The sequence below is a fragment of the Bacteroides faecis genome (assembly GCF_020091505.1).
Lineage (GTDB): Bacteria > Bacteroidota > Bacteroidia > Bacteroidales > Bacteroidaceae > Bacteroides > Bacteroides faecis.
On record NZ_CP081916.1, the window covers coordinates 683,307 to 701,915 of the forward strand.

An 18,609-nucleotide genomic window follows, 5' to 3' on the forward strand; every position below is an offset into this window, starting at 1 on the left:
GCGTTTGCGAGAGCGACTGAAGGGCTGAATGCTTTTATCCCTGCAAATACAAACGATTAAAGCATAAGTGCACGATGAACCGATTCGTGAATCATTACCAGAGCTGTGATCCCTATGAAATTTCCCCTTTTCATTTTAATAATTACCCCAGGCATCTGTGAAGATGTCATTAACCTAACCAGTTAATTGCGAAGCCGCCATTACCTTCTTTCCCACGGTATGGCGGTCTTTTTTAAATACAACGCTTGCTTAAATAGCGAACCGGATACCATACAGACAAGAATCCTACTGCCAACACTGTAATGAAAATAAGTACCACATCCCACAGATGGACACTCACCGGATAAGCATCTACCACAAAAGTACCACCCCCTCCGCCAAGGGTAATCAGACCATACTTCTGCTGGATGAAACATAATATCAAACCCAGAATAATACCGGAAATGGCTCCAAACAAAGAAATCAGACGGCCTTCAAATAAAAAGATACGAGATATAAGTTTGTCACTGGCACCAAGGCTGCGCAATGTAATGACATCGTCTTTCTTGTCCAAAATCAACATAGAAAGAGAACCAATCACATTGAAACAGGCGATCATCAGAATAAAAGTAAGAAACAGATAAGAAATCAGTTTCTCTATTTCCATGATACGGAAGACATCGGCTTGCTGCTGATAACGGTTCTGTACCACAAAGTCATCACCCAGCATTTTCTCTATTTTAGATTGTACAGATGACACATTAGCGTTTGGCTTCAGCTTCAGCTCAATGCCGGAAACCTCTGTCGTATAGTCCAATAAGTTACGAAGAAAATCAAGGGAAGTGAGAATATAACTTTCATCATACTTCTGTTGGTTGACCACAAACACAACACCCGGTGAATAAAGATAGTCGCGATTGAAAGAAGCCCCGGGGTTCGCCATATTCACTTTGGCATTCCGCTTGGGAAGGTACACCTGCAAAGGATCTACAAACGCCAGTCCTGTGCCCAAAGTCGAAACCAGTTCCACACCCATCACTCCATAATTCACAATCGAATCATGAAGAATAAATTCACCGGCTCCGTAAAGAATGCTGTCTATTTCAGTTAAATCTTCAAAATTATCTTCTACCCCTTTCAGCACTACCATGGCCTGACGGTCTTTATATTGTACCATCGCATTCTCTTCCAGAGTCTCTGTAGATACCGATACTTCGGGAAGCGCACAGACCGCACGAATTTTTTCATTCTGCCCATCGAATACTTTTCCTTCACGGACCGTAATCTTCAGTTGAGGATCAAAAGCCGTGAAAAAGCTGGCTACCATATCCTGAAATCCGTTAAAGACGGAAAGCGTACAGACCAGTGCAAGCGTAGCAAGCGCTACCCCGCATACCGACACGCCGGATATAATGTTGATAGCATTATGCTTCTTCTTCGAGAAAAGATAACGCCGGGCTATGTAGAAGGGGAAATTCACTTCAGCAAAGAGTCAATCTTCTCAATATAATCCAGCGAATCGTCCACGAAAAACTTTAATTCGGGGATAATCCGTAATTGATGACGTACACGAGTACCAAGCTCATAGCGAATGGTTTTCATGTTCTCATTGATATTCTTCACTATTTCTTCAGCTTTCTCGGATGGGAAAACGCTCAGGTAAACACGGGCGATACTCATATCGGGACTGATACGAACAGCGCTGACCGATACCAATGTACCCGGCATTGCCTTTGTTTGAAGCAGGAATATCTCGCTCAACTCCTTCTGTAACAGGCGAGATATTTTATTCTGTCTGGTTGTTTCCATAAACTTATTTACAATTTTACGATTTATAATTCAAATTTTCTTCCTTATGATCGTCAATCCGTCACGCAAAGGAAGAATTACTTTTTCCACCCGGCTATCCGTAGCGATGAAATCATTAAAAGCCTTGATACCGATAGTCTGCGTATCTGAGCTGCGAGGTTGCTCCAGCACATGCCCATCCCACAAAGTATTGTCGGCAATAATATACCCACCTGCGGAAAGATGTTTTAAAACCATCTCATAATAATCGATGTACATCCGTTTATCACCGTCAACAAAAGCCAGATCGAACGTAATACCTAACTGAGGAACAAGCTCCAGAGCATCTCCGATATAAAATCGGATCTTGTCCGCAAAGGGAGAATTCTCCAGCCAGGGACGGGTGAAATCCTCTTGTTCATCATTTATCTCAAACGTATGCAACATTCCGCCCTCCCGGAGTCCTTCCGCCAGACAAAGGGCAGAATAACCGCTATACGTTCCGATTTCCAGTATTTGCCAGGGACGAATCATTTCCACGAACATTTTCAGCATCCGCCCCTGTAAGTGCCCGGAAGCCATACGGGGACGAAGCAATTTCACATGCGTATCCCGATAGAGCGCCTTCAGATAGTCACTTTCAGCATCGATATGCTGCAAAATATATTCATCAATAGATTCAGTCTCCTGCATAAAACCCGGTCTTATAAATAACAGTTAGAGATAACGATTGTTGTTAGGCAATACAGTTTCTCCCGCATGCTTCAATGCATCTTCCACAACGTTGATTTCAAGGAAGGAAGTTTGCGTACCTGCCTTACCGCTACTTAAATAACCCACCATATCAGATGGCTGCAAGCGTCCCTCTTTCAAAAGACGGCGCAGAGCGGCAAAGTAGTATTCCTGTCCGTTGGCCAATTCCGGCATATAGATAGCTTCCACACCGTAAGAAAGAGCCAGATGACGCATCGTTTTTTCCTTATAGCAGATAGCCAACACCGGGAATTTACCACGGAAAGCAGCCAGATTACGGGCTGTCCGTCCACTGTAGCTATCTGTAATGATAGCGCGTATCTTCAGTTTCGATGTAGCTTTCACCGCTTGTTTAGCGAGGAATGCCGTCACGTCGTTGCTGTTTTCGTTCAACGGAATACGGATATCGTTTTCTTCCAGCTTATCCTTTTCAGCCTGAGCTGCGATCTTAGTCATTGTCTTCACTGCATCCACCGGATATTTGCCATAAGCAGTTTCACCGCTCAGCATCAAAGCATCTGTACGATAATAGATTGCATTTGCAATATCAGTCACCTCCGCACGAGTCGGACGGGGATTGTTGATCATCGTATGAAGCATCTGAGTTGCAACAATCACCGGCTTCTTTGCCAGAATACATTTGCGGATCAGCACACGCTGGATACCCGGAATACGTTCCTGCGGAACTTCGATACCCAAGTCGCCACGGGCTACCATCACACCATCCGCCACTTCAAGGATCTCGTCAATGTTGTCTACGCCCTCCTGATTCTCAATCTTGGCAATAATGCGGATATCACTGTTGTGTGCATCCAGAATCTCACGGATATCGAGCACATCCTGACGGTTGCGCACGAAAGAGTGAGCGATGAAATCGATATCTTTTTCGATGGCATAAAGTATATTATTGCGGTCTTTTTCTGTCAATGAAGGAAGATTGATACGAACACCCGGTACGTTCACGCTCTTGCGGCTTCCCAGCGTTGCATCGTTTTTCACTTCGCAAAGCAGATAATCGGCGGTCTTGTCGATCACTTCCAGTTCCAGATCACCATCATCAATCAACACCAGTCCTCCGATATTCAAATCGTTCACAAAATCCGGATACGAAACAGCAATGCATTCACGAGTCGTCTCCTGATCAGGATTACCGACAATCTTCACTTTATCACCTATCTGATAGGGGATCGGTTCCGCATTGGCAGTCGTACGTACTTCCGGTCCTTTGGTATCCATCAGAATCGCAATCCGGTTGGATACGGAACGAACATTGGCAATCAACGCTTCAAAACCTTCACGGCTAGCGTGAGCCGTATTCATACGCACTACATTCATCCCAGCTTCAAACAGCTGTTTTATAAAGTCCACATCGCAACGTCTATCCGAAATGGATGCAACGATTTTTGTCTGTTTCAGTAACATAGCCTTTTTACCTATTTAATATATTAATACCTTATTTATTATCTAACAAAGCCTCCAGAGCCAAACGATACGAATTCAGCCCGAAACCACAGATGACTCCTTTGCACGCACAGGCAATCATAGATACATGCCGAAAAGACTCGCGGCTATGTATATTAGAGATATGAACCTCGATCACCGGAGAAGTCACAGAACGAATGGCATCCTGCAAAGCGATGGATGTATGCGTATAAGCACCGGCATTCAGAATGATGCCGTCTGCCTCAAAACCTACCTGCTGAATGCAGTCAATCATTTCTCCCTCAATGTTCGATTGAAAATAGTCGATCTCCAAATCAGCATACCTTTTACGAAGCTCAGCCAGATAGTCTTCAAATGTAACACTTCCGTATATGGAAGGTTCACGCTTGCCCAACAGATTGATGTTCGGGCCATTAATAATTTGTATTCTCATCGCCGTAGTCCTGCTTTTTTAATACCTTTGTATCCAAAGAACAATATTTCAGGCTACAAAGGTAGAAAAAAGAAATGGAAATCAACGAAAAAAACAAGAAGAAGGAGCAACAAGCACTGATAATCAGAAAGTATCGGCAGTATCTCAAACTGGAAAAGTCTTTATCTCCCAATACATTGGACGCTTATCTGACCGATCTGGATAAACTGATGAGTTTTCTGACGCTGGAAGGGATAGACGTCCTCGAAGTATGCCAGTCGGACCTCCAGCGCTTTGCTGCGGGTTTACATGACATTGGCATCCATCCCCGCTCGCAGGCACGCATTTTATCCGGCATCAAGTCTTTCTTCCGTTTTTTGATTATGGCGGATTATCTGGAAGCCGACCCCAGCGAATTACTGGAAGGTCCTAAGATAGGACTTAAACTTCCCGAAGTACTGACAGTAGAGGAAATAGATACCATCATCTCCGCCGTAGACCGCAGCAAGGCCGAAGGACAACGCAACAGAGCTATCCTGGAAACATTATACAGCTGCGGACTACGCGTATCCGAACTTGTCAATCTCAAGCTATCTGACCTCTACTTCGATGAGGGTTTCATAAAAGTAGAAGGCAAAGGAAGCAAGCAACGCCTTGTTCCTATCTCTCCCCGTGCCATTAACGAGATCAAACTTTATTTCGCAGACCGCAACCAAATAGAAGTTAAAAAAGACTATGAGGATTTTGTATTTGTCAGCCAGCGAAGGGGCAAATCACTTTCCCGAATCATGATCTTTCACATGATAAAAGAATTAGCGCAAAATGCAGGTATCACCAAGAACATCAGTCCGCACACTTTCCGACACTCTTTTGCCACTCATTTACTGGAAGGTGGCGCCAATCTACGGGCCATCCAGTGCATGCTCGGACATGAGTCCATCGCAACGACCGAAATTTATACCCATATCGACCGCAACATGCTTCGTAGCGAGATTATCGAGCATCACCCCCGAAATATTAAGTATCGGAAAGAAAAAGAGTCAAGTTTTCATTAAATTATGATAAAAACCTCCTGCTAACTACATAATTATATTAAGAATTAATATCTTTGCGATGTTTTTACTTTATTAGGATTGAAAAGGGGTTATAAATATGACGATATTTCAATTACAAACATTTAATTTATACCTAAAATGACAAAGAAGTTGTACTTGCCTTTACTCATGGCAATTGTTGTTGCACTTTTCTCTTCGTGCAAGAAAATGGGTCCCCTGTCAGCGGACTACTTCACTGTTACTCCACAAGTGTTGGAAGCAGTAGGTGGTAAAGTTCCTGCTACCATTAACGGTAAATTCCCTGAAAAGTATTTCAAGAAAAAAGCTGTAGTAGAAGTTACTCCGGTTTTGAAATGGAATGGCGGTGAAGCTAAAGGGCAAAGTGCTGTATTCCAAGGAGAAAAAGTAGAAGGAAACGATCAGACTATCTCTTACAAAGTAGGTGGTAGCTATACGATGAAAACGTCTTTCGACTATGTTCCTGAAATGGCTAAATCTGAACTGTGGCTTGAATTTAAAGCTAAAGTTGGTAACAAAGAAGTTGTTATTCCTGCAGTAAAAGTCGCTGACGGTGTAATCTCTACTTCTGAGTTGGTAAACAACACATTGGGCAGCGCTAACCCGGCATTGGGCGAAGATGCTTTCCAACGTATCATCAAGGAAAAGCACGATGCCAACATCATGTTCTTGATCCAACAAGCTAACATCCGTTCAAGCGAGTTGAAGACTGCAAAAGAATTCAACCAGAAAGTTGCTAACGTAAACAGCGCTGAAAACAAGAAGATCAGCAACATCGAAGTTTCTGCTTATGCTTCTCCTGATGGTGGTGTAAGCCTGAATACAACTCTGGCAGAAAACCGTGAAAGTAACACTACCAAGATGCTGAACAAAGACTTGAAGAAAGCTAAGATCGACGCTCCGGTTGACGCTAAATATACTGCACAGGACTGGGAAGGCTTCCAGGAACTGGTTTCTAAATCTAACATCCAGGACAAAGAACTGATCCTTCGCGTACTGTCTATGTATCAGGACCCTGCACAGAGAGAACAGGAAATCAAGAACATCTCTTCTGTATACAAGAACCTGGCTGACGATATCCTTCCTCAACTGCGTCGTTCTCGTTTGACTTTGAACTACGAAATCATCGGTAAGTCTGACGAAGAAATTGCTAAGCTTGCTTCTTCTAATCCTTCTGAACTGAATGTGGAAGAATTGCTGTATGCTGCTACACTGACTAACGATCCTGCTAAACAGGAAGCTATCTATACTCAGGCTACCAAACAGTTCCCTAACGATTACCGTGGATACAACAACCTTGGTAAACTGGCTTATCAGGCTGGTAACGTTGACAAAGCTGAATCTTACTTGAAGAAAGCTGCCAGCGTAAACGCTACTCCTGAAGTTAACATGAACTTAGGTTTGATCTCTTTGATCAAGGGTGACAAAACTGCTGCTGAAGCTTACTTCGGTAAAGCTGCAGGTACAAAAGAACTTGGCGAATCTATGGGTAACCTGTACATCGCTCAAGGTCAGTATGAAAGAGCAGTTAACTCATTCGGTGACGCTAAAACTAACAGTGCTGCTTTGGCTCAGATCCTTGCTAAGGACTACAACAAAGCTAAAAACACATTGGCAGGCGTAGAAAAACCTGATGCTTACACAGACTACCTGATGGCGGTTCTGGGTGCTAGAACTAACAATTCTTCTATGGTAACTAGCAGCTTGAAGAGCGCTATTGCTAAAGAACCTGCGTTGGCTAAGAAGGCTGCAACAGACTTGGAATTCTCTAAGTTCTTCACAAATGCAGATTTCATGAGCATCATTAAATAAGAGAATTACCACTCTATTTTAAATATTGAGAATTGCTCGTCATTACAAATGACGGGCAATTCTTTTTTTTATCTGTAAAAAACCGTACTTTCGCAGAAAAGAAATCAAAGCAATGAAAAAGAGCAGCATTTTAATCCTCATACTTATCTGTCTGGCCGGATGCAAAAAGAGCTCCAACGAGACAACCATCACAGGAGAGATCAAAGGACTCGGCACTGATACACTTTATCTGTACGGCATGGACGAACTCTACGACCGGATAGACACCATTTATGCAGAGAATGACAAGTTCTCTTACACCACCAATGTAGATACGATCACTTCTGCCTATCTATTGCTCAAGAACCAAATAGAATATCCTATTTTTCTGGACAAAGGAAACAAGATCAAGATAAAAGGAGATACAATCAACCTTAATCTCTTGACTGTCACTGGAAATATATACAACGAAGAGTTTACAGACTTTCAGCAAGAACTGAAAGGGCCGGTCAATCCTTCGGAAAAGATTGGTGAAGAAGCAACTGATAAGACAAAAAATGTAGAGGAAACAAAAACTGCTGAAGAGAAAGCGGAAGAATTCATCCTGCAACACCACTCCTCTTATGTCAGCCTTTACTTATTAGATAAATACTTCGTTCAGAAAGAATCACCGGATTTCACTAAAATCAAAAAGCTGGTTAATGTAATGACAGGTGTATTACAGGATAAACCATATGTCGAACGGTTGACTGAAACGATCACTCAAGCGGAGAAAGCAGAGGTTGGCAAATATGCGCCTTTCTTCAGCCTGCCCAATGCCAAAGGAGAAAAGATCACCCGTTCATCGGATGCATTCAAGCAAAAAAGCCTGTTAATTAACTTCTGGGCTTCCTGGAACGATAGCATCTCCCGGAAACAGAACAATAGCGAACTAAGAGAAATCTACAAGAAGTATAAGAAGAACAAATATATAGGCATGCTCGGTATTTCACTGGATGTAGACAAACAGCAATGGAAAGACGCCATCAAGCGTGATACGCTGGAATGGGAACAAGTATGTGATTTCGGCGGACTCAATTCTGAAGTTGCCAAGCAATATTCCGTCTGGAAAATACCTGCCAACATACTTCTCTCGTCAGATGGAAAGATTGTAGCCAAGAATCTTCAGGGGGAAGAACTGAAAAAGAAAATAGAAAAGATTGTCGAAGAATCGGCAGAAAAAGAAAAGAAAAACAAACAGAAAAAATAAACGATCATCAAACGTGCTAATTAAAGTTTTCGGAGCGGCTGTTCAAGGGATTGATGCAACACTCATCACAATCGAAGTCAACAGCTCACGTGGCTGTATGTTCTATCTCGTCGGTCTTCCGGATTCTGCGGTTAAGGAAAGTCACCAACGTATTATCTCCGCACTGCAAGTCAATGGCTATAAGATGCCGACCAGCAATCTGGTCGTAAATATGGCTCCTGCCGATATCCGCAAGGAAGGTTCGGCTTATGATTTGCCTCTCGCTATCGGCTTGCTGGGTGCCAGCGAAACCATATCGTCTGAGAAGTTCTCCCGTTATCTGATGATGGGAGAACTTAGCCTTGACGGGAGCATCCAGCCTATCAAAGGAGCACTTCCTATTGCCATCAAAGCTCGCGAAGAAGGTTTTGAGGGACTCATTATTCCTCAGCAAAATGCACGGGAAGCAGCGGTCGTTAATCAATTGAAGGTATATGGTGTCAGCAATATCAAAGAAGTCATAGAATTTTTCAATAACGAAAAAGAACTGGAGCAGACAATAGTCAACACACGGGAAGAGTTTTATCAACAGCAGACAGCCTTTGACCTGGACTTTGCAGATGTAAAAGGACAAGAAAATGTAAAAAGAGCATTAGAGGTAGCAGCTGCCGGAGGACATAATCTACTAATGATCGGTGCTCCCGGCAGTGGCAAATCTATGATGGCTAAACGGTTACCCTCCATTCTTCCTCCTCTCTCCCTGGGTGAGAGCCTGGAAACGACCAAGATACACTCTGTTGCCGGAAAACTAAACCGGGGTTCTTCACTGATCTCCCAACGCCCGTTCCGTGATCCTCATCACACGATATCGCAAGTAGCCATGGTCGGCGGCGGAAGTTTTCCACAGCCGGGAGAAATCAGTCTGGCACATAATGGAGTTTTATTTTTGGATGAACTACCGGAATTTAACAGAGGAGTGCTGGAAGTATTGCGCCAACCACTTGAAGACCGGCAGATAACCATCTCTCGTATAAAGAGCACCATCAGTTATCCAGCCAATCTGATGCTCATCGCATCCATGAATCCATGTCCGTGCGGATACTATAATCATCCGACCAAAGCATGTGTTTGCAGTCCCGGACAGGTGCAGAAGTATCTGAACAAAATATCCGGCCCATTACTGGACCGCATTGATATTCAGATAGAAATCGTTCCTGTACCTTTTGATAAGATATCCGACCAGCGGCAAGGAGAAGCAAGCAGCATCATTCGGGAAAGAGTGATTCGGGCACGCCGGATACAGGAACAGCGTTATGCCGATTACCCCGGTATCTACTGTAATGCGCAGATGAGCAGCAAACTACTATCCATCTATGCACATCCGGATGACAAAGGACTTTCTCTGCTACGAAACGCGATGGAACGTCTCAATCTCTCTGCACGCGCGTACGACCGTATATTAAAAGTGGCACGTACTATTGCCGATCTAGAAAATATGGAGTGGATTCAACCTTCACATTTGGCCGAAGCCATCAGTTATCGTAATTTGGACAGAGAGAACTGGGCAGGTTAAGGATATTAAACAAAAGATTCACATCAAATAAGTAAATCATGAATACCGCTATTACACATTGGGGATATACTCCATCGGGAGAATCCATTTATCTGTTCCGGTTGACCAATGCTTCCGGAGCGTCCATTGAACTTACCAATCTGGGAGCCAGCTGGGTTTCAGCCCATATGCCCGATAAACATGGCATTTTTGAAAGCATTCTGTTGGGATACGATAACGCTGAAGGATATATAAAAGACACCTATTATATGGGAGCCACTGTAGGCCGGTTCGCTAACCGCATTTATCAGGCATCTTTTTCCATCAAAGACACTACTTATCAGTTGGAGAAAAACGATGGAGAAAACACCAATCATGGCGGAGCATCCGGTTTTCACAAGAAGATATGGCAATGGGAGCAAATTGATTCCGGTATCCGCTTCATTCTCCACTCTCCGGATATGGAAGGAGGATATCCGGGCAATGTACACGTAAAAATAGAATATCAATTCACAGAAACCAATGAACTGACAATCAGTTATTATGGAATCACAGATCGCCCCACTTATCTGAATCTGACTAATCACGCCTATTTCAATCTGTCCGGCGATAAACGAAAAATAACGGAACACCAACTCATGATACCTGTTACCCGGATATTAGAAACCATCTCACAGTTTATTCCTACCGGACACATGCAGGACGTAAAAGACAGTCCGTTTGATTTTACCATCAGTCATAGTATCGGAATGCATCTTTACGATGATGACGAACAGTTACATTGGAACAAGGGATACAATCATTGCTATATCCTGAAAGAAGAATCGTCCGACACGTTATTGACAGCCGCCGTATTATCCGATCCTTTTTCCGGTAGAAAGCTGACTGTCAGGACTGACTTACCCGGTGTTTTATTATATACCTCCGGCTATCTCGCTCCCACACCGGATATCGGTGTATGCTTGGAGACGCAGTACTTCCCGGATACCCCTTCGCATCCGCATTTTCCTTCCTGCCTGCTCATGCCGGGGGAAGAGTATCTCCACAGAAGTATTTACACATTCGAAAGATAACCTCTCCTGCTGTCCACACGCTGACATCCTCTGTCTCCGTATGGACAGCAAAAACTTTTTTGCCACCAATCTCTTTTTATTCATATATTTGTTTTACATTTGTGATAAACAAAAAAGCAACAATATGAAAACGTCCATTGTAACCTTCCTGATCACATTTTGTTTTTACCTGTCAGCTTATGCACAAGCGTCTCAAGACAAAGCTGCAGAGCTAAAGGAACAAGCTTTGAGTAGCTTGAAGCAGAAAGATTACATCAAAGCCCGTTATCTGTTCAAGAAAGCGTACGAGGCATTTGCTGCACGCGAAAACTATCCACAGGCTATAGAGTGTGGTATTCAGGCCAACGCCTTATATGTGAGAGAGAACTTCTACAAGGAAGGCTTCGAACTATGCCGCGACATGGAACAATTCATTTGGACAGGCGAACAGAAACAGAAAAAAGTCTTTTATGATTTACGGTTCCCTATCAGCAAGGAACGGTTGCAGATGTACATTGCACTGAAAAATCCTGCACAAGCCAAAAACCAACTGGACAAGCTGGAAGAGATGGCCAAGCTCGCCAAGAATGACTCCTTAATGGAAGTGCTGCTTTACACGAAAGCCAACTATTACTATACTTTCAATCAAAATACACAAGGGGATGCCTGTTTCCGCAAACTCATCAACCAATACAAGGAAAAGAAGGATTACGACAAAGTGAGCGACTGCTACAAGACCTTAATCGGCATCGCACGTAAAGCTAACAATGCTTCACTAATGGAACGTACCTACGAAAGCTATATCGTCTGGACCGACTCAGTAAAAGCCCTGACTGCTCAGGATGAACTGAATGTCCTGAAAAGGAAATATGATGAAAGCCTGCTGACTATACAAGACAAAGACAGTACCTTATCTGCCAAGCAATATATCATCATAGGACTCTGTACACTTGTGGCCATCCTCATAGCCGCATTGATAGTACTCGCCATCTTATTATTGAGATTTATCGCCGGTAACCGCAAACTTAAAAAGAGTGTGATCATAGCCAATGAGCACAATGATTTGAAAACTAAATTCATTCAGAATATATCCTCGCAGATGGAACCGACTCTGAACACTTTAGGAGCCTCCGCCAAGGCTCTCTCTGCCAAAGCTCCTCAACAAGCAGAGCAAATGCAGGCACAAGTAGCTGCCTTAAAGCAATTCAGCGACGATATTCAGGAACTTTCCCTTTTGGAGAACTCACTGACTGAACCTTATGAAATGGGAGAAGTCAATGCAGGCACTTTCTGCGAGAACGTGATGGAGAAGGCGAAAGAATTTATGAAACCAAACGTCACTCCTTCTGTAAACGCACCCAAGCTCCAAGTAAAAACAAATAAAGAGCAACTGGAACGCATTCTTCTCTACCTGCTGAAAAATGCCGCTTTCTACACAGAACAGGGACGTATCAGCCTTGACTTCAAGAAACGCGGCGCACACACCCATCAGTTTATCATAACCGATACAGGTACAGGCATTTCGGCAGAGCAACAAGAAAATCTCTTCAAACCATTCACACAGGTAAAAGATCTGACAACAGGTGATGGCCTGGGATTACCCATCTGTTCACTCATCGCTACGAAAATGAATGGCAGCCTGACGTTGGATACAGGTTATACAAAGGGATGCCGGTTTATTCTGGAACTCCATGCATAAATAAAGTATTTAAGGACTTTATATCGTTAGATTACCGACTTCCAATGGTGGCTATAATTACTACTTCTAGCCACCATCAGAGAACGGGCACTCTACTCATACAAAAAATAGCAACAGTTTAGCACATAAACGACAGGCGGGTTTATAATAAATACTGTGATCGTTTATTATAAACGTCCCTGTTACTCTAAAATAGAAATCGACAGAATAATCTTCGAATTTATAAGACAAAAAAGGCTGCAAACCTCATAAAGTTTGCAGCCTTTTCCTATATTAAAGCATCCTATCCCCTAATATACACCAAAGGGACAAGCACTATTTGTTACTATATTATACCACCATAGAAGATGATTCCATACTAATTTTCTCATTTTATTTGCCGTTCTTAAATGATTCTGTTCAGGTTTAGAACTACAAATATACAACATTTAAAAACATTTGTCAAGTACCCGATTCGTTTTCAGTTATCAGAGTTGTTATTTCACGATTCTTGGCTCAATTACCTTCCCACTAATAGAAACGGCTCCTTGGTTTGAAATAGCAAAATTCTTAAAAAAGGAAGTACGTGGATGTATTTTCTCTTTGCTCCAATGGGCATGGAAAATATATTTCCAGCTACCATCTTTACATTGGAAAGGTGCACCATGACCGGTACCTACCAATCCTATCGCCTCAACGCCTTGTAAAAGCGGATTCTTACTATATTTAATCCATGGTCCCATTGGCGATTCAGACGTAGCATAACCTACTCCATAACCTTTATTCTGATAGTGGTTGGCTGAATAAATCAAGTAATAGGTTCCATTCTTCTTCAAGACTGAAGGTCCCTCTGCAACCTTAGCCTGCAAAAGTTCCCACGGCTCCTCCGCTTTTATGCACTCCGACAAAGTTTCCGTCTTAATCTTCATCAAATCATCGGTCATCTGAGCTACCCAAATCACATTTCCATCTGTAAAGCGTACAAAATAAAGATACGGAGTACCGTCATCATCTATAAAGAGAGAGGTATCAATGCTCTTTTCCTCCCAAATAGGATGTTTTACTTCTTGCCGGAAGGGACCTGCCGGGGAATCAGAAGTAGCTACACAGATATGCTCTTCCGCAGAATAGAACATATAAAACTTCTTTTTTGATTTAATATAGTAAACCTCCGGAGCCCAAAAGCCCCACTCTCCATATGAATCTGCAGCCGACAGTGCTTGCCCTTCCCGTTTCCAATTTTTCAAATCATCGGAGGAGAAGCAGGCGAAGCCTTCACCTGCTGTTGTACCACCGGTACCATAGGCATAATACTTATTATTGTAGAGCATCACATATGGATCAGCAATAGGCAGACGATCTGACTCAACACTCACTTCTTTGTTCGGAATATTCTTCTCTCCTTTATTCATTGCGCTACTTTTTCCACTGTAAACCAACAGGATACAAAGAAGTAAAAGAGCGCTCATCTCTTTCCTTATCATAGACAGACTTTTTAAGTTTATAATTATACGATGCAGGCAAAGTTACTATATTTTCGTACAAAATCACTACACCTTGTAAGCAAAGTATACATCACATATGGAACCAGAGATTCTACTACTATCCTTTTATGCATTATTAATAGCAGAAACAGTAAGTAAACCAGCCTTCTCTAAGAAATTTCTTTTTGAAGTCATTGTATCTATTCTTAATTATGTTTGATAGAAAACTAGTGATAATCCTATAAGGGCGGGCTAAAAAAGTGTTTTAGTCCGCCCCATACCAACAATCAGATAAATATTATGTGATAATTGAAGCCAATTATTTCAGAGCATCACAAATTTCCCTATTAATCTTCCTCAATGCCTTTTCGTCCAGTTTAATAACCTTACGGTCATAAGTTAGCAATCCGTTTATTTCTACCTCAACATCTGTAGTTTGTGTATAAACAGCGGCAGAGAATCCACGAGGAATCAGATCTTTCAACACATTGGCATACTCCAAGTATTTATCAGTGGCCTCTTTAGAAGTATTAAATTGGACATATCCCCAGTTACGATCCGGTTCCCAAAGATGCTCTTTCAATACCAAACCGATACCACCATATTCTCCGAGCACAGTAGCACGTTGAGCATCATACAAAAACATTTCCGGACCCGGATAATGATGTAAATCAAGCATATCACCGCACGTATAATGATTACCACCACTAGCAGGATTCACGAGTCGTGAAGGATCATATCGCTTTGTCCATTCAGCAATTTCCGGAGTCTTGAACTGTCCCCAAGCTTCATTAAACGGCACCCATGTACCGATACAAGGATAAGAATAAAGACAGTCGATAATTTCTTTCCATTCTTTACGATAGGTTGCCTCCGATTCTGTAGAACGCTTTCTTTCCGTTCCTGTAAAATACTCACGCATCTGCCATTCCGGATTTTTATCTCCGCTCGGCATATCCTGCCATACAATAATTCCCAAACGGTCACAATGCGTATACCAACGAGCCGGTTCCACTTTGATATGTTTGCGAATCATATTATAGCCAAAATCTTTCGTCTTTTGAATATCATATACCAAAGCTTCATCCGAAGGAGCTGTATACAAACCGTCAGGCCACCATCCCTGGTCTAAAGGACCAAACTGGAATAAATCTTTATTATTTAACTGCAAACGCACAATACCGTTTTTATCTCTCTTGGTAGAGAACTTACGCATAGCAGCATAACTCTTAACCTTATCCATCAGCTTATTCCCTTCAAACAAACTGATTTCCAAATCATATAGAGAAGGAGAATCCGGTGACCATAACTTTACATCAGCTGGCATAGCGACTTCAACTGGAACACCATTAATAGAAATCCCTTTAGCCACCAACTCCTTACCATCGAACACCTTTACTTCTATTTTGCTCGAAAGCTTCTTCTTATCAGTAGCAACCTCTACCACCAACTTATTCAAGTCGATATCAGGGGTTGTCTTGATGTTCGTAATAAACTGTGCAGGCACAGATTCCAGCCACACCGTCTGCCATATTCCACTTACCGGCGTATACCAGATACCCGACGGTTTATTCACTTGTTTTCCTCTAGGCTGAGTACCATTATCAGTAGGGTCCCAAACTTTTACCACCAGTTCATTCTCTCCATTTTTTAAAGCAGGAGTGATATCAAATGAGAAAGGAGTAAAACCTCCTGTATGTTGTCCTATTTTGATTTGATTTACCCAAATATCAGCCTTCCAGTCAACAGCTCCAAAATGTAACAATACACGTTCACCTTTCCATTTTGATGGTACAGAGAATTTGCGTTGATACCACAAGTCATTATCCTTTCCAAGCCTTTTTCCAACACCGGACAAACTAGACTCTATCGCAAAAGGAACCAAAATCTGTCCATCATATTTTTGAGGAGCAGCCTGCCCTACCGGAGCAATGGCATAATTCCATAACCCATTCAGATTCATCCAATCCGGACGTTCCATAATTGGACGGGGATACTCGGGCAACACATTCTCAACATCTATTTTGGTAGCCCATTCTGTTTTAATTCGTTCTCCTGCAGGCTTCCACTGGGCAGACAAGTACGAACAATTTAAAAATACAACTAATAAGATAATCAATTGTTTCATCATGATATAATTTAAAAGATTTCTCCAGATACAACCTGCATCACTTTATTTTTTCAGGAAAGTTTCAGCGCGTCCGGGAGTATAAAGTTCCCATAAAGAAGCAACCGTCCATCCTGGGGCAAAAATATCATTATAATATCCTTTACCATTCTTTCCATAGTCCCAGTTAGTGTGCTGAACTACTTCCGGATAATAACCCACTTTGGCAATTCCACACATATGCCCTTCATGGGGTAACAACTGACGCATAGAGGTCGAAATCACCTCTGCAAAATCTGACAAGCGGTTCTCTTTATACTCTTTAGATAACCAACGAAGTACGTCAGCAAATTCGAAGATAAATACGTCGATATGATTATTTTCTACTGACACATTTCCCCAACCACGAGTCTTCATACCGATATCTCCCAACATTTGTCCGGGAGCAAACGGAACATCCCATAAATAATACCAGGACAAAGCAAAATATGCGGCTTTCTTTGTCAAATCAGCATAATGTTTATGTTCTTCACCTTTCGTTATCAGTGAGAGATAATACGTAGCAGTAGCTGTATATAACGACGCTTCTTTATCTTCACAGTTTGCATCCAGTGTAGAAGAAAAATAATCAGCTTTGGAGATCAGCTCCTTTTCAAGATACTCGGCTGTTTTTCTGGCACTGGCAAGATATCGCTTGTCTTTGAAATACTTATATCCCATCACCAATGGCAATGTAGCTGAAGGAGTACTACCACCGCTCTTATCAACAATCGTAAAATCATCACGGAATTTTCTTGGGAAACTTCCATCAGCATTTTGGAGTTTCAGAAACATCTCAAACATTTGCTTTACCCGCTGTTCCCATTCCGGATGTTTGCGCCCTTGCTCCTTTTCGTACGCCAGGAAATGAAGCATCGCATAAATTCCCTCAGACTGACGTCGAATACTATGCACCGGTTCCTCAAATCCACGGTTTAAGTTAACAAACTCCTTAAAGAAACCTGCCGGAGTAAAACCGTTCTTCAAATAACTATCAAAAATCTTTAGACTATTGTCTTTCAATTCTTCGCGATTATTCTCCCAGCCATACTCCCATGCATTGAATGCATTCAAAAGAACACGCCCGACAAAACCTATTTCTGCCTCACCATTACTTTTACAATCATCCGTACGCAAACCTACACCCGAATTATAGGTCAATTCCGGCCTACTTACCAAGCTATTCACAAAGTAATGACTAAGTGTCTGCTTCATTTCCGGAATAGAATAAGGAGTATCAACAGGTTTCGGAGCATAAGTATCATAAGAATATTCCCAAGTCTGACGTATAAAATCGGAGAAATCATCAGCACTACTTTCTGAGATTTCCCAAGTTAACATTACGTTTTCCCCTTTCTTCAATAACTGAAAAGCTTCTACCTTAGGAGCCAATGTCAATTTACGGATATAGCTTCTGGGAGCTTCCTGATAAGGAAAACCGAAAGAAAGGGCAGCCACTCCATTCTGGTTCTCAAAACCTGTAAAGCCCAGAGATGTTTTTCCGGAAAGAATTACTTCACCTTCTTTATGCGTAGTCAAAGCGTCAGTCGTAAACTTATCCAGCCGGTTTACCGTCATATATCGCTTGTCCTTTTCATTATAAATTCCGGTCAGTGGAGCACTCAACCTGTCCTCACGGACTACCCAACTATCAGATGTATGAAACGAAGGAGCTTCTTTAGGTGAACGCAGATTGCGACGATACCAGAATCCGGGCATATAAAACAAACAATCGTCATGGCGGAAACCAGTAACTACCTTCTGTCCATAATTAAAGTACACATCCTCCAGAGCTGTAATACACATGTCAATATGTAGACGTCCATTAGTTTCTTTGATCTTCTGAGAAATCGTCAGCGGAATGCTTTCAGATGCAACTAACTGATAGGTAGAATTATCATTCTGCACTCTCTTCAAAATTAAAGGGTACTGCTTGGCCTTATTTCCAGGCACTTTCAAAGAAACATGTGCATTCACCTGTTCCGGCGTATAGTCAACAGCCTTAACAGTTCCGGTCAATAGTACAGTAGCTATTCCACAAAGCAAGAATTTTAAGTTCATACAGCTCATCATAATTATATGAATCAGCAACTAATTCTGATTCTGTTAATACTTTATTTAGATATATTTTCAAGCCATTCCGGCTCTTATCAACGAGTACAAAATTAGCGAAGATCACTCTATCTCAGTAAAACAAATTGAGCAATTAGTAGAAGAATCCGTTCTAAAT

At 42.2% G+C, this 18,609-nt stretch carries 14 protein-coding genes; 6 read left to right on the forward strand and 8 right to left on the reverse strand.

The window, feature by feature from the left end; all coding sequences use genetic code 11:
- Positions 1-232: 232 nt before the first annotated feature.
- From K6V30_RS03295 to aroQ, 5 genes are read right to left on the reverse strand one after another with little or no spacing between them, the layout of a single operon-like run.
- Positions 233-1,459: an FtsX-like permease family protein gene (locus tag K6V30_RS03295; protein ID WP_010535696.1), complete on the reverse strand. Its 1,227-nt coding sequence runs from the start codon at positions 1,457-1,459 to the stop codon at positions 233-235.
- The gene (gene rbfA, locus K6V30_RS03300) at positions 1,456-1,788 is read right to left on the reverse strand and encodes a 30S ribosome-binding factor RbfA (protein ID WP_010535697.1); all 333 of its coding nucleotides are present in this window, start codon (positions 1,786-1,788) and stop codon (positions 1,456-1,458) included. Before rbfA ends, K6V30_RS03295 begins: the two co-directional genes overlap by 4 nt.
- 30 nt (positions 1,789-1,818) lie before the next feature.
- A complete protein-coding gene (locus K6V30_RS03305) occupies positions 1,819-2,460 on the reverse strand; it encodes an O-methyltransferase (protein ID WP_010535698.1) in 642 nt (213 codons plus the stop codon).
- 24 nt (positions 2,461-2,484) lie between these two features.
- Entirely contained in the window at positions 2,485-3,942 is a 1,458-nt protein-coding gene (gene pyk / locus K6V30_RS03310; protein ID WP_010535699.1) for a pyruvate kinase, read from the reverse strand.
- Between the two features lie 31 nt (positions 3,943-3,973).
- Positions 3,974-4,396: a type II 3-dehydroquinate dehydratase gene (aroQ, locus tag K6V30_RS03315; RefSeq protein WP_010535700.1), complete on the reverse strand. Its 423-nt coding sequence runs from the start codon at positions 4,394-4,396 to the stop codon at positions 3,974-3,976.
- Positions 4,397-4,470: 74 nt separating this feature from the next.
- Between aroQ and xerD the strand changes: the two genes are divergently transcribed.
- The 6 genes from xerD to K6V30_RS03345 all read left to right on the forward strand — a co-directional run bounded on the left by xerD (position 4,471) and on the right by K6V30_RS03345 (position 12,770).
- Complete coding sequence (gene xerD, locus K6V30_RS03320; protein WP_010535701.1) at positions 4,471-5,430, forward strand: site-specific tyrosine recombinase XerD; 960 nt, start codon at positions 4,471-4,473, stop codon at positions 5,428-5,430.
- Between the two features lie 138 nt (positions 5,431-5,568).
- Positions 5,569-7,260, forward strand: a complete 1,692-nt coding sequence (locus tag K6V30_RS03325) for a tetratricopeptide repeat protein (protein ID WP_055270874.1) — start codon at positions 5,569-5,571, stop codon at positions 7,258-7,260.
- Positions 7,261-7,372: 112 nt separating this feature from the next.
- On the forward strand, positions 7,373-8,488 hold the full coding sequence (locus K6V30_RS03330; RefSeq protein WP_055270876.1) for a TlpA disulfide reductase family protein: 1,116 nt from the start codon (positions 7,373-7,375) through the stop codon (positions 8,486-8,488).
- Between the two features lie 13 nt (positions 8,489-8,501).
- Complete coding sequence (locus K6V30_RS03335) at positions 8,502-10,040, forward strand: YifB family Mg chelatase-like AAA ATPase (protein ID WP_010535704.1); 1,539 nt, start codon at positions 8,502-8,504, stop codon at positions 10,038-10,040.
- A gap of 38 nt (positions 10,041-10,078) precedes the next feature.
- Positions 10,079-11,092 carry an aldose epimerase family protein gene (locus K6V30_RS03340; RefSeq protein WP_055270878.1) on the forward strand — a complete coding sequence of 338 codons (1,014 nt, stop codon included), beginning with the start codon at positions 10,079-10,081 and terminating at the stop codon, positions 11,090-11,092.
- A 124-nt stretch (positions 11,093-11,216) separates the two neighbouring features.
- The gene (locus K6V30_RS03345; RefSeq protein WP_055270880.1) at positions 11,217-12,770 is read left to right on the forward strand and encodes a sensor histidine kinase; all 1,554 of its coding nucleotides are present in this window, start codon (positions 11,217-11,219) and stop codon (positions 12,768-12,770) included.
- A 476-nt stretch (positions 12,771-13,246) separates the two neighbouring features.
- On the opposite strand, the gene K6V30_RS03350 is transcribed toward K6V30_RS03345, so the two are convergent.
- The 3 genes from K6V30_RS03350 to K6V30_RS03360 all read right to left on the reverse strand — a co-directional run bounded on the left by K6V30_RS03350 (position 13,247) and on the right by K6V30_RS03360 (position 18,440).
- A complete protein-coding gene (locus K6V30_RS03350; RefSeq protein WP_371441486.1) occupies positions 13,247-14,161 on the reverse strand; it encodes a glycoside hydrolase family 43 protein in 915 nt (304 codons plus the stop codon).
- A 391-nt stretch (positions 14,162-14,552) separates the two neighbouring features.
- A complete protein-coding gene (locus tag K6V30_RS03355) occupies positions 14,553-16,364 on the reverse strand; it encodes a glycoside hydrolase family 2 protein (RefSeq protein ID WP_081030927.1) in 1,812 nt (603 codons plus the stop codon).
- Positions 16,365-16,406: 42 nt separating this feature from the next.
- Positions 16,407-18,440: a hypothetical protein gene (locus tag K6V30_RS03360; protein ID WP_022301657.1), complete on the reverse strand. Its 2,034-nt coding sequence runs from the start codon at positions 18,438-18,440 to the stop codon at positions 16,407-16,409.
- Positions 18,441-18,609 lie beyond the last annotated feature (169 nt).

Excerpts from the sequence above, each read along its gene's own strand:
- K6V30_RS03305 (WP_010535698.1), bottom strand. The coding sequence starts at position 2,460 with ATGCAGGAGACTGAATCTATTGATGAATATATTTTGCAGCATATCGAT.
- K6V30_RS03325 (WP_055270874.1), top strand. The coding sequence starts at position 5,569 with ATGACAAAGAAGTTGTACTTGCCTTTACTCATGGCAATTGTTGTTGCA.
- K6V30_RS03355 (WP_081030927.1), bottom strand. The coding sequence starts at position 16,364 with ATGATGAAACAATTGATTATCTTATTAGTTGTATTTTTAAATTGTTCG.
- rbfA (WP_010535697.1), bottom strand. The coding sequence starts at position 1,788 with ATGGAAACAACCAGACAGAATAAAATATCTCGCCTGTTACAGAAGGAG.
- xerD (WP_010535701.1), top strand. The coding sequence starts at position 4,471 with ATGGAAATCAACGAAAAAAACAAGAAGAAGGAGCAACAAGCACTGATA.
- K6V30_RS03330 (WP_055270876.1), top strand. The coding sequence starts at position 7,373 with ATGAAAAAGAGCAGCATTTTAATCCTCATACTTATCTGTCTGGCCGGA.
- K6V30_RS03350 (WP_371441486.1), bottom strand. The coding sequence starts at position 14,161 with ATGAATAAAGGAGAGAAGAATATTCCGAACAAAGAAGTGAGTGTTGAG.
- pyk (WP_010535699.1), bottom strand. The coding sequence starts at position 3,942 with ATGTTACTGAAACAGACAAAAATCGTTGCATCCATTTCGGATAGACGT.
- K6V30_RS03360 (WP_022301657.1), bottom strand. The coding sequence starts at position 18,440 with ATGAACTTAAAATTCTTGCTTTGTGGAATAGCTACTGTACTATTGACC.
- K6V30_RS03340 (WP_055270878.1), top strand. The coding sequence starts at position 10,079 with ATGAATACCGCTATTACACATTGGGGATATACTCCATCGGGAGAATCC.
- aroQ (WP_010535700.1), bottom strand. The coding sequence starts at position 4,396 with ATGAGAATACAAATTATTAATGGCCCGAACATCAATCTGTTGGGCAAG.
- K6V30_RS03345 (WP_055270880.1), top strand. The coding sequence starts at position 11,217 with ATGAAAACGTCCATTGTAACCTTCCTGATCACATTTTGTTTTTACCTG.